This is a genomic window from uncultured Roseicyclus sp., from assembly GCF_937892565.1.
Lineage (GTDB): Bacteria > Pseudomonadota > Alphaproteobacteria > Rhodobacterales > Rhodobacteraceae > Roseicyclus.
This window is the reverse complement of sequence record NZ_CALAHQ010000012.1, coordinates 1-14,181: the sequence shown is the minus strand read 5'-3', so window position 1 is coordinate 14,181 and position 14,181 is coordinate 1. Positions and strand designations below refer to the sequence as shown.

Sequence of the window (14,181 nt, the reverse complement as noted above, 5' to 3'; positions counted from 1 at the left end):
GGCCAAGCCCAAGGCCACTGCCAAAACCAAGGCCGCAGCCAAGCCCAAGGCGGCCGCAAAGCCAAAGGCGGCCCCCAAGTCCGCCTGAAGCGACCGCGTCAGGGGGGGGCGAAAACCTTGAGGTTTTCGCACGGGAAAACCCGGGTTTTCCCACCCCTGCCCGCTGGTGCCAGACAAGCGGAATGTTAGCCCTTGATCCCAAGACCCCCAATGGTGAAATAGCGCCCATGGACAGCCAGACCCCTTTCGAGTTCTTGTCGCACCGCCATTCGGTTCCGGTGCGGATGCTGGCCGATCCCGTGCCCGACGACGCCGTGTTGCGCCAGTTGCTGACCGCAGCCGCCCGCGTGCCCGATCACGGCAAGCTGGTGCCGTTCCGCTTCCATGTGTTGCGCAAGCCCGCCATTGACCGGCTGGCGCGCCTGACGCTCGAGATCGGCGCATCGCAAGGGCGCGATCCCGACAAGCTGGTCAAGCAAGCTGCGGCCTTTGGCGATGCGCGTCTGACGGTGGCCGTGCTGACGCACCCGCGACAAGACAGCCCCATCCCCCTGATCGAACAGGAACAGACAGCGGCACTTGCCTGTCTGAGCCTTGTGAATGCGGCGCAGGCGGCGGGGTTTGCGGGCCATTGGCTGACCGGATGGATGGCGCGCGACGCGGATTTCCTGCGCGCGGGCTTTGGCATCGCGGCGCCTGAGGCGGTGGCCGGGTTCGTGCATCTTGGCACGCCAAGGGGGCACCCGCCCGAACGGCCCCGGCCCGATCTGGACGCGATCACCACATGGGTTCTCGAATGATCCTTCTGGCGGTTCGCAAGGCGCTGGGTCAGATCTCGGATCGGCGCTTTTTGCGGGTGCTGGTGTTGGGTGTCGGGCTGACGCTGGCACTGCTTGTGGGGTTCTATCTGGGTTTTGTGGCGCTGTTGGGCTGGCTTTTGCCCGACAGTTTCAGCCTGCCCTGGATCGGCGAGATCAGCCTGACGGGCGCGGTGCTGGGCTTTGTGGGCGCGCCGGTGTTCTTGATCTTGTCGGCGGTGCTGATGGTGCCGGTGGCCACGGCCTTCATGGGAATTTTTCTCGAACAGGTGGCCGATGCGGTCGAGGATCGCCATTACCCCGGCCTTGCGCCCGCCCGCGCCATCGGGCTGGTCGAGGGGCTGTCGGACAGTCTGCGATTTCTGGGCGTGGTCGTGGCGGTGAACCTTGTGGCGCTGGTGGGCTATGTGATCCTTGCGCCGCTTGCGCCGATCTTGTTCTGGGCGGTGAACGGCTATCTGTTGGGGCGGGAATACGGCCAGCTTGTGGCGCTGCGCCGCCGCGACAAGGCGGGCGCTGCGGGCTTTCGGCGCGCCCATTCAGCGCGTCTGTTTCTGGCAGGTGTGGTGATGGCGGTGCTGCTGACGATCCCGGTGGTCAACCTGTTGGTGCCGATTATCGGGGCTGCAAGCTTTACCCATCTCTATCACATGCTCAGCGCGCGTCACCCAAGCCGAAGCGGGTGAACAGATCGATATCGGCAATGGTGATCACGCCCGACAAGATGATCGCGGCAATCACCGCCCAGATCACGGCGGCCACCGCCGAGGTGATCACAAAGCGCCGCTTGATCTGCGCATTGACCGGGGCCGATCCATGGGTGCCGGTCACGCGTTCCCCCACATCCGATTGGCTGGTGACGCCCACCTGCAGCACGATGAACAAGGTCATGAACCAGATGAGGGCATAAAGAACAAGGCCTGTGACGATGTTCATCAGACCTGCTCCAGCTCGACCAGGGTGCCGGTGAAATCCTTGGGGTGCAAGAACAGGACCGGCTTTCCATGCGCGCCGATCTTGGGCTCGCCCGTGCCCAGCACGCGGGCACCCGATGCCAGCAACCGATCCCGGGCCGCCAGAATATCGGCCACCTCGTAGCAGATGTGATGAATGCCGCCCGCGGGGTTCTTTTCCAGAAAACCCTTGATCGGCGAGGCATCGCCCAAGGGATAGAGCAGCTCGATCTTGGTGTTGGGCAATTCGATGAAGATCACCGTGACGCCGTGATCGGGTTCGTCTTGCGGGGCGCCGACCGTGGCGCCCAGCGTGTCACGATATTGCGCGGCGGCGGCCGCAAGATCCGGCACGGCGATGGCGACATGGTTCAGGCGGCCGATCATGGCGATCCTCCGGTTGCGGGGCGTGCGGCAGATATGGCGCGCTGCGCGCGCGCTGCCAAGCGGTCAGACGCCGCAGGGCGGTTAACCGATGGTCAACCTTGTCGCCCTTTACTGTTGCCAGGGCCGACTCGGCGGCCATGTAGGGGGTATGTGCAATGGACGACGCGTTGATCGAGATCGCATTCAGGCCACGACCAACGGCCCAGCGGCCCCTGTTGGGCCTGACGGTGCTGGTGGTCGAGGATAGCCTCTATGCGTCCGAGGCGATGCGCCTGATGTGCCTGCGTTCGGGGGCGCGGATCCGCCGGGCCGACGCCATCACATCGGCCGAACGGCATCTTGCGATCTATCGCCCGTCGGTCGCGATCGTGGATCTGGGGCTGCCCGATGGCTCGGGTCTGGACCTGATTGCGCGGATGCATGCGACAACGCCAAGGGTGCCGATCTTGCTTGGCACATCGGGGGCCGAACGGGAAGCGGCGCGCAAGGATTGCATCGCGGCGGGCGCAAACGGGTTCTTGCCCAAGCCCATCGCGTCGCTGGCGGAATTTCAGGCGATGATCCTTGGCCTGATGCCCGCCGATCTGCGGCCCTGCATGCCCCGTCTGATGGTGGAGGGGGGGGTGGAACCCGATCCGCTCGCCTTGCGCGAGGATCTGACCCATGCCATCGCGCTTTTGGCGCTGGCGGAGCCGCCAACAGCCTATCTCAAGCGGTTCTTGCTGGGCCTGGCGCGCAGCGCGCAAGACAGGGCGTTGGAAGGGCATGCACAAGATATCGGCACCCGGCTTGCACAAGATGATTGCCGCGCGCTGAGCGCGTTCTTGTCCCAACGCGTTCAGGGCTTGCCAATGGCGATCCAGCCTCAATCGCGCGGGATCACCCGCAAGCCCAGTTCCATCAACTGATCGGTCATCGGCTCGGAGGGGGCGCCCATCATCACATCTTCGGCACGCTGGTTCATCGGGAACAAGATCACCTCGCGGATGTTCGACGTGCCCGCGAGGATCATCACCAGCCGGTCGATGCCGGCCGCACAGCCCCCGTGCGGCGGCGCCCCGTATTGAAAGGCATTGACCATGCCGCCGAACCGCTTTCGCACCTCGGCCTCGCCGTAGCCCGCCAGTTCAAAGGCCTTGAACATGATCTCGGGCTTGTGATTGCGGATCGCCCCCGAAATGACCTCGTAGCCGTTGCAGGCCAGATCATACTGATAGCCCAGCACCTGTAGCGGATCGCCCGACAGCGCATCCATCCCGCCTTGCGGCATCGAAAAAGGGTTGTGCGAAAAGTCGATCCTGCCGGTCGCGCCGTCGCGCTCATACATCGGGAAATCGACGATCCAGGCAAAGGCGAAACGGCTTTCGTCGATCAGGCCAAGTTCCTGCCCGATCTCGGTGCGCGCGCGGCCCGCGATGGCTTCGAATTCGGCGGGCTTGCCGGCAAGAAAGAACGCCGCATCGCCCGACCCCAGACCAAGCTGGGCGCGGACAGCCTCGGTGCGTTCGGGGCCGATGTTCTTGGCGAGGGGACCCGCAGCCTCCAGCGTGCCATCCTCGGCGTCACGCCAGAAGATATATCCCATGCCAGCCAGCCCCTGCCCCTGCGCCCATGAATTCATCCGGTCGCAGAATTTGCGGCTTCCGCCCGTGGGGGCGGGAATGGCGCGCACCTCGGTGCCGGCCTGCTCGAGGATACGCGCAAAGATCGCGAACCCCGATCCCGCAAAATGGTCCGACACCACCTGCATCGCGATGGGATTGCGCAGATCGGGCTTGTCGGTGCCGTATTTGAGCGCCGCATCGGCATAAGAGATGCGCGGCCATGTCTGATCGACGCTGCGGCCGGTGCCGAACTCGGTGAACAGACCCTTGAGGACCGGCTCGATGGTCTGAAACACATCCTCTTGTTCGACAAAGGACATTTCAAGATCGAGCTGATAGAAATCGGTGGGCGAGCGATCGGCGCGCGGGTCTTCGTCGCGGAAACAGGGCGCGATCTGGAAATAGCGGTCAAAGCCCGAGACCATCAGCAACTGCTTGAACTGCTGGGGGGCCTGAGGCAGCGCGTAGAATTTGCCCGGATGCAGGCGGCTTGGCACCAGAAAATCGCGCGCGCCCTCGGGCGACGAGGCGGTGATGATCGGCGTCTGATATTCGCGAAAGCCCAGATCCCACATCCGCCGACGCAACGAGGCCACCACATCCGAGCGCAGCTTCATGTTGGCCTGCATGCTGTCGCGGCGCAGGTCGAGATAGCGGTACTTCAGCCGGGTTTCTTCGGGGTAGTCCTGATCGCCGAACACTTGCAGCGGCAGATCGCCGGTGACAGGGCCCAGAACCTCGACATCGCGGATGAAGACCTCGATCGCGCCGGTGGGGATTTTCGGGTTCACCAGGGCCGCATCCCGCGCCTTTACGACACCATCGATCCGGATGCAGTATTCGGCACGCAGCTTTTCCACCTGTGCAAAGACCGGGCTGTCGGGATCGCACAAGACTTGCGTGATGCCGTAATGATCGCGCAGATCGATGAAGATCACGCCGCCATGATCGCGCCGGCGGTGCACCCAGCCCGACAGGCGAACGGTTTCACCGGCATGTGCGGCGGTCAGGGCGGCACAGGTATGGCTGCGGAAGGCGTGCATCTTGGCGGTCCCCTTGGGGTGAATTCGGGCGTGTCAAATGTCGCGCCGATAGAACGTTGCGCTGTGGCGAAGTCAACCCCGGCGGCGGCACGGGGCAGCATGCGTGGCTGGCGTATTTGGGGAAAGATGAAGCATGGCAGGACACATCACGCGCGCGCCCCGCCATGACCCATCGCTCAGATCTGTTTTTCGGGCATCTGGACCACAAGACCATCAATCGCATCCGAGACCTTGATCTGACAGGTCAGGCGCGACCGCGCGGGGTCGGGTTGATAGGCGAATTCGAGCATGTCTTGTTCCATCGGGTCGATGCCGGGCAGCCTTGCGACCCAATCGGGGTGGACATAGACATGGCAGGTCGAACAGGCACAGGCCCCGCCGCAATCGGCCTCGATGCCGGGAATGTTGTTGTCGCGCGCGCCTTCCATCACGGTCAGGCCGTTGGGCACATCCACGACATGCTCTGTGCCGTCATGCTCGATATAGGTGATCTTCGCCATGCTTTGCCTTTCTTGTTGTCTTGGCCTGCGCGCGCGCCCGTCCGTCCGCCCGTCTGTCCGCCCGGCCGTCCGCTCGTAGGTAATATGACCACCCGCCGCTTTCCAGCCCGAATTGCCGGGTTGCGTCATGGTAAAAATGTTCTATTTTTGTTCTCATGGAACCCATGACCCGCCCCCCCGACTGGCCGCGCCCGCCCGTTTGCCTGCCCCATCACCTGTTGCACCTGCCGTCCGAAGGGGCGCGGGTGACGGTGGCGGGGCTGGTGCTGGTGCGCCAGCGGCCCGGCACGGCCAAGGGGGTGATCTTTCTCACGCTCGAGGATGAATTCGGTGTGTGCAATGTGGTGATCTGGCAGGCGATCTATCAGCGGTTTCGCCGCGCGGTGATCGCGGGGCGGCTTTTGCGCGTCACGGGACGGGTGCAGCGGCATGCGGGCGTGACCCATGTGGTGGCCGAAGGGGTCGAAGATATCTCGGGGATGCTCGATGATCTGGTGCGTCTGCACGAACCGGCACGCGCCGCCGATCAACCCTAGCACCCGCGGCGCTTTTCCGGCGCCACAAAACCGGCTATCGTGGATGTCAAAGCACCCTCAGCAGCCCAAGGAGCCGCCGATCCCATGCGCCGCGTGATCCTTGTGACCGGGCTGATCGCCCTTGCCGCCTGCGTGCCCGCGGGTGAGCAAGATGCCTTTGCCGATCCGCTGAGCGCAGGGGACAGCACGGTCGCGGTGACGCGCGGCGCAGGCCCCCCCGATGCCGACCCCTTGGCCTGTTACGGGCGCAAATCCACACCCGCCGTGATCGAGACCGTGACCGAGCAGATCATGCTGCAACCGCCCCAGATCGGCGCCGATGGCGCTGCGCGCGCGCCTGCGGTGTTCGTGACCGAGACCCATCATCGGATTGTGCGTGAACGCCGCGATCTGTGGTTCGAAGTGCCCTGTGCGCTTGAGAGCGGGGATACGGAGTTCATCGCCTCGCTGCAGCGGGCGCTGATGGCACGCGGGCTTTATGCCGGGCCTGTCACCGGCGAGATGAACCGCCGCACGGCCCGCGCGATACGCGCCATTCAGGCGCCACAGGGGCTTGACAGCGAGATCTTGTCGCTGGCCGTGGCCCAACAGCTTGGATTGGCGCTGTGGAACCCCGCACTGGCCGGGGCCGGGCGCGGCGGCTGATGGGGCCAGCGCCTGTCGGCCATGAAAAACCCCCGGCGCGCGTGCACCGGGGGCATGGGTCGAAAAACAGGCCGCTGCGTCAGCCGGGCAGGTTCAACGCGACAAAGCGCGGATTGCCGTCGCGGCGGATGAGCAAAAGGATGGATTTCTGCCCCTTGGCGGTCGCGGCGTCGACGCGTGCCTGAAAATCCGCCACATCGGTGATCGTCTGCTGCGCGACCTCGGTGATGACATCACCGGCCGCCAGCCCCTTTGCCGCCGCATCCGAGGTCGCATCCACCGCCTCGATCACAAGCCCATCGAGACCCTGCGCAAGCCCAAGCTGTTGGCGCAGATCATCGGTCAGCGGCGACAGCCGCATGCCCAGAACCTCGGCGGGGGGCGGCGGGGCGATCGGTTGGCCGTCGGGCGTGCCGAGGGCAAGCCCTTCGGCCGTTTCGCGCCGACCCAGCGTGATGGCAAGCGTTTGGCTTGCGCCCTCGCGGATCACGATCACGGGCACGCTCTGACCCTCGGCGCGTTCTCCGACGATACGGACCAGTTCGCGGGTGTCGGAAATGTCGCGACCATCGAAGCTGAGGATCACATCGCCCACCTCCATCCCGCCATCGCGGGCAGGACCCGGGGGCACATCGGTGACCAGCGCGCCGCGCACCTCGGCCAGACCCAGACCTTCGGCAAGTTCCGCGGTCACATCCTGAATGCGCACGCCCAGCCAGCCACGGCGGGTTTCCCCGAATTCACGCAGCTGAGCCACCACATTGGTCGCCACCGCCGATGACATCGCAAAGCCGATCCCGATCGAGCCACCGGTGGGCGACAAGATGGCGGTGTTCACGCCGATCACCTCACCCGCAAGGTTGAAGAGCGGGCCGCCCGAATTGCCACGGTTGATGGCGGCGTCGGTCTGGATGTAGTCGTCATAGCTGCCCGAAAGCGCCCGGCCCGAGGCCGACACGATACCCACAGACACCGAAAACCCCTGGCCCAGCGGGTTGCCCATCGCCATGACCCAATCACCAACCCGCATGGCGGTGCTGTCGCCAAAGGCGACAAAGGGCAATGGCTGATCGGCGGCCACCTTGAGAAGCGCGATATCGGTGTTCGGATCGGTGCCCACGATCTCCGCCTGCAAGGAAAAGCCCGCGCGGAATTCGATCATGATCTCGTCGGCACCTTCGATGACGTGATTGTTGGTGACGATGTAGCCATCATCGGAAATCACAAAGCCAGAGCCCAGCGCCTGAGAACGGCGGGGGGCATTGTCACGCCCCTGCCGATCCAGGAAATCATTGAAGAAATCTTCCAGTGGCGAGCCTTCGGGCACAGCGGGCCCGGGGCCTTGCCGGCTGGCGACGATGGCCGAGGTGGTGATATTGACCACCGCATCGCCCACCTGATCGACCAGATCGGCAAAGGTCGCGGGCGGAAGCGATTGGGCGCGCGCCGCAGGGGCTGTGATCAGCGCGGCAAGCGCCATCATGGCCGCGAGCAATAGCGCCATCGCCAGGCGATACTGCGCCGGGCCGTGATCGCGTTGTGCCAGCGCCACGGGGGCGCGGCGTGGCGTTATGGGTCGGGCCTGTTGGATCGTCACGAATTTTCCTCCTGTCCAAGCCGTTGGGGGCACGCATGGCGGGACCTGCCCGCGTTGGCTGATATTTGTCCGCGCTGCGCCCGGATCAATCCCAAAGCAGCGTGGCGCAGCGCGCGCAGCGTCACATCGTCGTGACCGATGGTAGCCCATCGCGGCGTAACCGCCAGTGTCGGGCACGGCCTGTGGCACGCTAAAGCCCCACGCTGATGGCCCATGACACCAGCACCGCCCCCAAGCTCACCGCCGCCAGCCCGATCAGGCGGCGGGTTTCGACCGGGATCTGGCTCATCAGGCGCAACAGATCCTCCAGACGCGAAGGGGCCAGTGCGAACACCAGCCCCTCGATCACCAAGACCATGCCCAGACCCAGAACAAGGATCAGGAACATCGTGACCCCTTAGCGCAGCGGCGCCGGCGTGGATGCACCGGCACCCCCGAGGAATTCGAAGAATTCGCTGTCGGGTGAGATCACCATGGTGGAATTCTGCCCCATCAAGGCCCGCTCATAGGCCGTCATCGAGCGATAGAATGCAAAGAAATCCTGATCCTGACCAAAGGCCGAGGCAAAGATGCCGTTGCGCTCGGCATCGGCTTCACCTCGGGCGATCTCGGCTTCACGGCGGGCATCCGACACCAATTCAACCACGGTGCGGTCGGCTTGCGCACGCACGCGCTGGGCGGCTTCATCACCGCGGGCGATTTCGTCGGCCGCTTCGCGTTCCCGCTCGGCACGCATCCGTGCATAGGTGGCCTCGAGGTTCTGCATCGGCAGATTGGTCTGCTTGAGCCGCACATCGAGGATGTCGATGCCCAGCGACAGGGCGCTGGTGCGCGCGCCGTCGCGGATGCGTTCAGCCAACATGGCGCGGCCGGGCGACAAGATGGTGTCGGACGTGACCTGATCGGCACCCAGCGTTTCGCGGATCTGCGCGTTCAGGATCGACGACAACCGATCCTCGGCGGCGCGCAGACCGCCCACACCCACGGCCTGCCGGAAGCGCACCACATCGGCGATCCGGTAGCGGGCAAAGGCATCGACCACCAGACGGCGATCATCGGACGGCGTCACTTCGATCGTGTCGGTGTCAAGCGCCAAAATCCGGGCATCGTAATAGACCACCTCCTGGATGAAGGGGATCTTGAAGTTCAGACCGGGCGTTTCGATCACCTGACGGATCTGACCGAATTGCAAGACCAGCGCGCGCTGGCGTTCATCGACCACGAAGATCGAGCTGAGTGCCACCGAGATCAGCAAGACGACGGCGGGAATGAGATAGGTCAAACGGCGCATCAGTTGTTGCTCCCGGTGGTGGCGGCGGTTCCGGTCGTATTGCGGCGCAGCTCATTGAGCGGCAGATAGGGCACGACACCTTGGCCCCCTGCCCCGCCGGGAGTATCCAGGATCACCAGATCCACATCGCCCAGCACCCGCTCCAGCGTCTCGATATAGAGACGGCGGCGCGTGACCTCGGGGGCGGCGCGGTATTCATCGAGAACGGCAAGGAAGCGGCTGGCCTCACCTTCGGCCTCGTTGACGACCTGTGCGCGATAGCCTTCGGCTTGTTCCAGAATTTGCGCGGCTTCACCGCGCGCACCCGCAAGCACCCGGTTGGCATAGGCATCTGCCTGGCGTTCCAGACGGTCGCGTTCCTGTTCGGCGGCCTGCACTTCGCGGAAGGCGTTGATCACCTCGGCGGGCGGGTCGGCCCGGTCAAGGTTCACACGAACCACCGTGATCCCCGCATCATAGCCATCGAGCGTCGATTGAATGCCTTCGCGCACGCCATCGGCGATCAGGCCGCGGTCACGGTTGAGGATCGGCGCCAGTTCGGTGCGCGCGATGATCTCGCGCATCGTGGCTTCGGCCACGGCACGCACGGTGGCCGGCCCGTCGCGCAGGTTGAACAGGAATTTCGCTGGATCGTTGATGTTCCAGACAACCTGAAAATCGATGTCGACGATGTTGGCATCCGTCGTCAGCATCAGACCATTCGATCCGCCGACGCTGTTGGACACGATATCGCCGATGTCTTCGGTCCGCTCCGAGGTCACATTGACCACTTCGGCCGTCATGACGGGCCAAGGCGCAAAATTCAGGCCGGGATTTCCGATCGACGACAACTCGCCCAGGAACAGTTCGACCGACTGTTCCTCCGGCCGGACCGTGTAAAAGGAATTAAAGGCCCAAAACCCCAGCGCCGCGATCAAGCCGACAGCCCAGATCATGCGCGGGCTGACCGGAAAATCGCCGCCGCCGCCGCCGCCGCCGGTCCGACCGCCCCGCCCACCCATCAGCACGCGCAACTGTTCCTGGCCCTTGCGGACGATCTCATCGAGTTCAGGGATCTGCGGGTCGGACCCGCGCGGCGGCTTGCCGCCCGGGCCGTTGTCGCCGCGATTGCCACCGCCACCAGAGCCGCCACCGCCCCAGGGTCCGCCATTATTGCCAGCCATCGATCGTCGTTCCCCTCACAAATCGGACTTCATTTCATATCATATGGGGACGTCTCGACCCCTTTGCACGTGAAGCTGGGCGTTTTTCAGCCAAGATCAAGCCATGCGCACCGGCGTTTTGAGTGTGACCAGCTCTTCGGCCATCGTCGGATGCACCGCAACGGTGCGGTCAAAGTCTTCTTTTGTGGCGCCCATCTTGATCGCAATGCCCACCATCTGGATCATTTCGCCCGCTTGTGGCGCGACGATATGACAGCCCAGCACGCGCCGTGTGGCTTGGCTGACGACCAGCTTCATCAGCACCCGGTCAGCCCGCCCGGCAAAGGCCGACTGCATCGGCCGAAAGCTGGTGGCATAGATCGCGACCGGCTCACGCGCGCGCGCGGCCTGTTCGGACAGGCCGATGGTGCCGAATTCGGGCTGGGTAAAGACGGCCGACGGGATCAGATCGTGATCGACGGGCGTGGGGTTGCCCCGAAACACGGTTTCCACGAATGCCATCGCCTCACGGATGGCCACGGGCGTCAACGTCACGCGGTCGGTCACATCCCCAATGGCAAAGACCGAGGGGATATTGGTCTGCGAATAGGCATCGACCACGATCTCGCCCCGGCTGCCGATGGCAACACCCACAGCCTCGAGCCCCAGATCGGCGGTGTTGGGGCTGCGCCCCGTGGCAAACAGCACCGCGTCATAGATGCGATCGGACCCATCCGAACCCATGACGCGAACCGCGCCGGCGTCGGCTTGCGTCATCTCGACGATATCGGTGCCCAATCGCAGGTCGACGCCTTTGTCGCGCATTCCATCGGCGATCAGGCCGCAGGCTTCATCATCAAAGCCGCGCAAGATCTGTGCACCGCGGTGAAACTGCGTGACATCAACCCCCAACCCGTTGAGGATGCCCGCGAATTCGCAAGCGATATAGCCACCCCCCACAATCAGGATCGACCCCGGCAAACGCTGCATCGCAAACAGATCATCCGACACCATGCCCAGATGCGCATTGGCAAGCGCGGGCCGGACGGGACGGCCACCTGTGGCGATCAGGATATGCTTGGCGCGCACCCGCCGCCCGTCGGACAGCGCCACGGTATGGGGATCGGCCAGCCGCGCGCGCAGATCGAAAATCTCGACCTGTGATGCGTGCAACAGCTTGCGATAGACCCCTTCCAGGCGGTCCAGCTCGGCGCCCAGTTGCGCCGAAAAGCGGGTCCAGTCGAAATCACCCGCCGCGACATCCCAGCCAAAGGCGCGGGCGTCGGCGAAATCCTCGTGATAGGCGCTGGCAAAGACCATCAGTTTCTTGGGCACGCAGCCGCGGATCACACAGGTGCCGCCCATGCGGCTGTCCTCGGCCAATGCGACGCGCGCCCCGGTGCCCGCGGCCACCCGCGCCGCCCGCACCCCGCCCGAGCCACCCCCGATGACAAAAAGATCATAGTCGAAATCAGCCATTTTGCCCCTGCTGGTCAATCAAGGCGGTCCGAAAGGATATGTCACGCCTGTTGGGCTGGCACCAGACCAACGCATGTCGCGGCGGGTGCGTGATCACTTGGTCTTGTCTGCAAACAGCGTTTCGCTGGTGGCGGTGTCGATGCGCTCATGGGTGACGGTGCCGGTGTGGATGTCGCGCACTTCGACCATGCCATCGGATGTCCCGATCACGACCATGTCACAGATGCCAAGAAACAGCCCGTTTTCCACCACACCCGGTATCTGGTTCAACGCAAGGCTGAGCGCGTTCGGGTCGGCGATGCGGTCCAGATGCAGATCGAGGATGAAATTGCCCTCATCGCTGCGAAATGGCACCCCGCCCGTCAGCCTCAGGCTTGCGGTGCGGCCCAGCACATCGACGCTGGCCAGCATGTCCTCGATCAGCATCTTGGTTGTTTGCCAGCCAAAGGGAATGACCTCGACAGGCAGCGGAAAGGCGCCAAGGCTGTCGACCTGCTTGGTCGGGTCGGCGATGACGATCATCCGATCCGATGCGGTGGCCACGATCTTTTCTTGCAAGAGCGCCCCGCCGCCGCCCTTGATCAGGTTCAGCTTCGCGTCGTATTCATCGGCCCCGTCGATGGTCAGATCAAGCCACGGCAGCTCATCAAGCGTCTTGATCGGCACGCCAAGGTCGCTGGCCAACTGGGCCGTCCGGTTCGATGTGGCAACGCCGGTGATCTTCAGGCCATGCTCGCGCACCCGCTCGCCCAGACAGCGCACCATCCAGGCGGCGGTCGATCCCGTGCCCAAGCCCAGGCGCATGCCGTCTTCGACGAACCCCACCGCGCGGCGCGCGGCCACATATTTTGCCTTGTCGGATGGCGAAAGCTCGGCGGTCATGGCGCGGCCTGTCTCCTGTCGGATCTGCGTGATGGGCCGTTCATAGCGAAGCCTCCCCGCCCGCGCGAGGCCAAACTGACGCCGCGGCCAATCCCGCAAGCGCGACGGCCAGATGCGCACGCGGCACGATCAGCAACATCCCCGGCCCATCAAAGCACAGCTCCACCAGACCGCCACGGGTCTGGTTCGAGGTGCCGATCCTGCGGCTTGGGTGGAAATCCAGCCCGTCGATGGGCCAGACCAGCCCTTCGGCGCGCCCCGTCACATCGGCCATGGGAAACAACGACAACCGCGTGCCCTCGGGCAGATCCAGCGCCAGCCGGGGGGGGGCATGCATCACCAGATCTTGCGCCCCCAGCACAAGGCAGCGCGTGTCCGGGCGGGCCGCAATCGCGTGATACACCGCCAATTCATGATCGACGCGCGCCCCCGTAAAACCCACGGCCAGAACCACCGGCGCCCGGATATGGCGCAGCGCCTTGTCAAAATCGGTGCTGGATTGTTCGGTCAATTCGTGGACCCGGTCACGCGGAATGCGGGCGCGGATATCGGCCGGCAGACTGTCCATGTCGCCATAGACCGCCTCGGGCATGTGCCCCGCCGCCAGCGCCGCCACAGCCCCGCTGTCGGCGGCCACCAGATGCGGCGCCACTGCCAGCGCCGCGGCCAGATCGCCGGGCGAAAGCCGTCCGCCGCCCAGCAGCGTCACGCCGCGATCAGCCCGAAACACCGGCGCCCCCTTTGACACATTATCGCCCATCTTCGGGAATAATTCCTTTTTATCGCCCCATTCAGGCCGCGTTTGTGGGCGATTGCGTCGACAGTTTCAACGCGCCATCTCAAACCCCGGCCCGCCCGGCCACACAGAGCACAACCCCATGAACGACGCGACCAAGATCTTGACCGTTTCCTATGGCAGTTTTTCCTGTCGCCTCGAAGGGTTCGACCATCCGTTCCAGGCGATGACCATGATTGCGGCGCATCTGGGGGATCTTGCCCTGCAAGACCGGGCGTCTGAGGCGGACATGGCGCGGCGCATCCACGAGGCCGCCATCCAGACCGGGATGGAGGCCATCGTGACAGGCTCGCAAATGGTGCTGCGCGCGCGGCCCGACACAGCCACCCCGCCCCCGCTTGCACCCGGCAACGACGCCGCGACGCAAGCCACGGATACAACGGAAGGCACCCGTGATCTGGCCGCCCTCGCGGCGCCCGAGGCAAGGCCAGAGGCCGCGCCGCTGCAATCGGCACCATCCGACGCCGACGCCCAGCCCCGGTCGGGCGATCACGCCACGCAAAACGCC

At 64.6% G+C, this 14,181-nt stretch carries 16 protein-coding genes and 1 pseudogene; 6 read left to right on the top strand and 11 right to left on the bottom strand.

Annotated features, from left to right (window positions below):
• The first annotated feature begins 227 nt into the window (after positions 1 to 227).
• Both Q0094_RS02040 and Q0094_RS02035 read left to right on the top strand, forming a co-directional pair.
• Positions 228 to 800, top strand: coding sequence for a nitroreductase (locus tag Q0094_RS02040; RefSeq protein ID WP_297614735.1), 573 nt, complete (start codon positions 228 to 230; stop codon positions 798 to 800).
• The gene (locus Q0094_RS02035; protein ID WP_297614733.1) at positions 797 to 1,504 is read left to right on the top strand and encodes an EI24 domain-containing protein; all 708 of its coding nucleotides are present in this window, start codon (positions 797 to 799) and stop codon (positions 1,502 to 1,504) included. The genes Q0094_RS02040 and Q0094_RS02035 overlap by 4 nt, the downstream gene beginning before the upstream one ends.
• On the opposite strand, the gene Q0094_RS02030 is transcribed toward Q0094_RS02035, so the two are convergent.
• Positions 1,473 to 1,754, bottom strand: coding sequence for a DUF1467 family protein (locus Q0094_RS02030; RefSeq protein ID WP_297614731.1), 282 nt, complete (start codon positions 1,752 to 1,754; stop codon positions 1,473 to 1,475). The genes Q0094_RS02035 and Q0094_RS02030 overlap by 32 nt on opposite strands.
• A complete protein-coding gene (mce, locus tag Q0094_RS02025; protein ID WP_297614729.1) occupies positions 1,754 to 2,158 on the bottom strand; it encodes a methylmalonyl-CoA epimerase in 405 nt (134 codons plus the stop codon). The genes Q0094_RS02030 and mce overlap by 1 nt, the downstream gene beginning before the upstream one ends.
• Before the next feature lie 155 nt (positions 2,159 to 2,313).
• On the opposite strand from mce, the gene Q0094_RS02020 reads away from it, so the two are divergent.
• Complete coding sequence (locus tag Q0094_RS02020; protein ID WP_297614727.1) at positions 2,314 to 3,066, top strand: hybrid sensor histidine kinase/response regulator; 753 nt, start codon at positions 2,314 to 2,316, stop codon at positions 3,064 to 3,066.
• Here the strand turns inward: Q0094_RS02020 and aspS are convergent.
• Positions 3,024 to 4,805 carry an aspartate--tRNA ligase gene (aspS, locus tag Q0094_RS02015; protein ID WP_297614725.1) on the bottom strand — a complete coding sequence of 594 codons (1,782 nt, stop codon included), beginning with the start codon at positions 4,803 to 4,805 and terminating at the stop codon, positions 3,024 to 3,026. The genes Q0094_RS02020 and aspS overlap by 43 nt on opposite strands.
• A gap of 176 nt (positions 4,806 to 4,981) precedes the next feature.
• Positions 4,982 to 5,305 carry a 2Fe-2S iron-sulfur cluster-binding protein gene (locus Q0094_RS02010; RefSeq protein WP_297614723.1) on the bottom strand — a complete coding sequence of 108 codons (324 nt, stop codon included), beginning with the start codon at positions 5,303 to 5,305 and terminating at the stop codon, positions 4,982 to 4,984.
• A 164-nt stretch (positions 5,306 to 5,469) separates the two neighbouring features.
• Here Q0094_RS02010 and Q0094_RS02005 point away from each other — a divergent pair, with 164 nt between their 5' ends.
• Positions 5,470 to 5,841, top strand: coding sequence for an OB-fold nucleic acid binding domain-containing protein (locus Q0094_RS02005; RefSeq protein ID WP_297614721.1), 372 nt, complete (start codon positions 5,470 to 5,472; stop codon positions 5,839 to 5,841).
• Positions 5,842 to 5,925: 84 nt separating this feature from the next.
• A complete protein-coding gene (locus tag Q0094_RS02000; RefSeq protein ID WP_297614719.1) occupies positions 5,926 to 6,486 on the top strand; it encodes a peptidoglycan-binding domain-containing protein in 561 nt (186 codons plus the stop codon).
• Positions 6,487 to 6,565: 79 nt separating this feature from the next.
• Here Q0094_RS02000 and Q0094_RS01995 read toward each other — a convergent pair whose 3' ends face one another.
• From Q0094_RS01995 to Q0094_RS01965, 7 genes are all read right to left on the bottom strand, one after another.
• Positions 6,566 to 7,969 (bottom strand): Do family serine endopeptidase, encoded by a 1,404-nt coding sequence (locus Q0094_RS01995; protein ID WP_297614737.1) that lies wholly within the window; start codon positions 7,967 to 7,969, stop codon positions 6,566 to 6,568.
• A gap of 304 nt (positions 7,970 to 8,273) precedes the next feature.
• Positions 8,274 to 8,471: a DUF2065 domain-containing protein gene (locus tag Q0094_RS01990; RefSeq protein ID WP_297614717.1), complete on the bottom strand. Its 198-nt coding sequence runs from the start codon at positions 8,469 to 8,471 to the stop codon at positions 8,274 to 8,276.
• Positions 8,472 to 8,480: 9 nt separating this feature from the next.
• Positions 8,481 to 9,374 carry a protease modulator HflC gene (locus Q0094_RS01985; RefSeq protein WP_297614716.1) on the bottom strand — a complete coding sequence of 298 codons (894 nt, stop codon included), beginning with the start codon at positions 9,372 to 9,374 and terminating at the stop codon, positions 8,481 to 8,483.
• The gene (hflK, locus tag Q0094_RS01980; protein WP_297614714.1) at positions 9,374 to 10,537 is read right to left on the bottom strand and encodes an FtsH protease activity modulator HflK; all 1,164 of its coding nucleotides are present in this window, start codon (positions 10,535 to 10,537) and stop codon (positions 9,374 to 9,376) included. The genes Q0094_RS01985 and hflK overlap by 1 nt, the downstream gene beginning before the upstream one ends.
• 96 nt (positions 10,538 to 10,633) lie before the next feature.
• On the bottom strand, positions 10,634 to 11,995 hold the full coding sequence (gene gorA / locus Q0094_RS01975) for a glutathione-disulfide reductase (RefSeq protein ID WP_297614712.1): 1,362 nt from the start codon (positions 11,993 to 11,995) through the stop codon (positions 10,634 to 10,636).
• Between the two features lie 93 nt (positions 11,996 to 12,088).
• Positions 12,089 to 12,877, bottom strand: a complete 789-nt coding sequence (gene rpiA, locus Q0094_RS01970) for a ribose-5-phosphate isomerase RpiA (RefSeq protein ID WP_297614710.1) — start codon at positions 12,875 to 12,877, stop codon at positions 12,089 to 12,091.
• Positions 12,878 to 12,917: 40 nt separating this feature from the next.
• Positions 12,918 to 13,637 carry a thiamine diphosphokinase gene (locus Q0094_RS01965; RefSeq protein ID WP_297614708.1) on the bottom strand — a complete coding sequence of 240 codons (720 nt, stop codon included), beginning with the start codon at positions 13,635 to 13,637 and terminating at the stop codon, positions 12,918 to 12,920.
• Between the two features lie 118 nt (positions 13,638 to 13,755).
• Between Q0094_RS01965 and Q0094_RS01960 the strand changes: the two are divergent.
• Positions 13,756 to 14,181 (top strand): annotated as a pseudogene (locus Q0094_RS01960) (hypothetical protein); the annotation flags it as partial.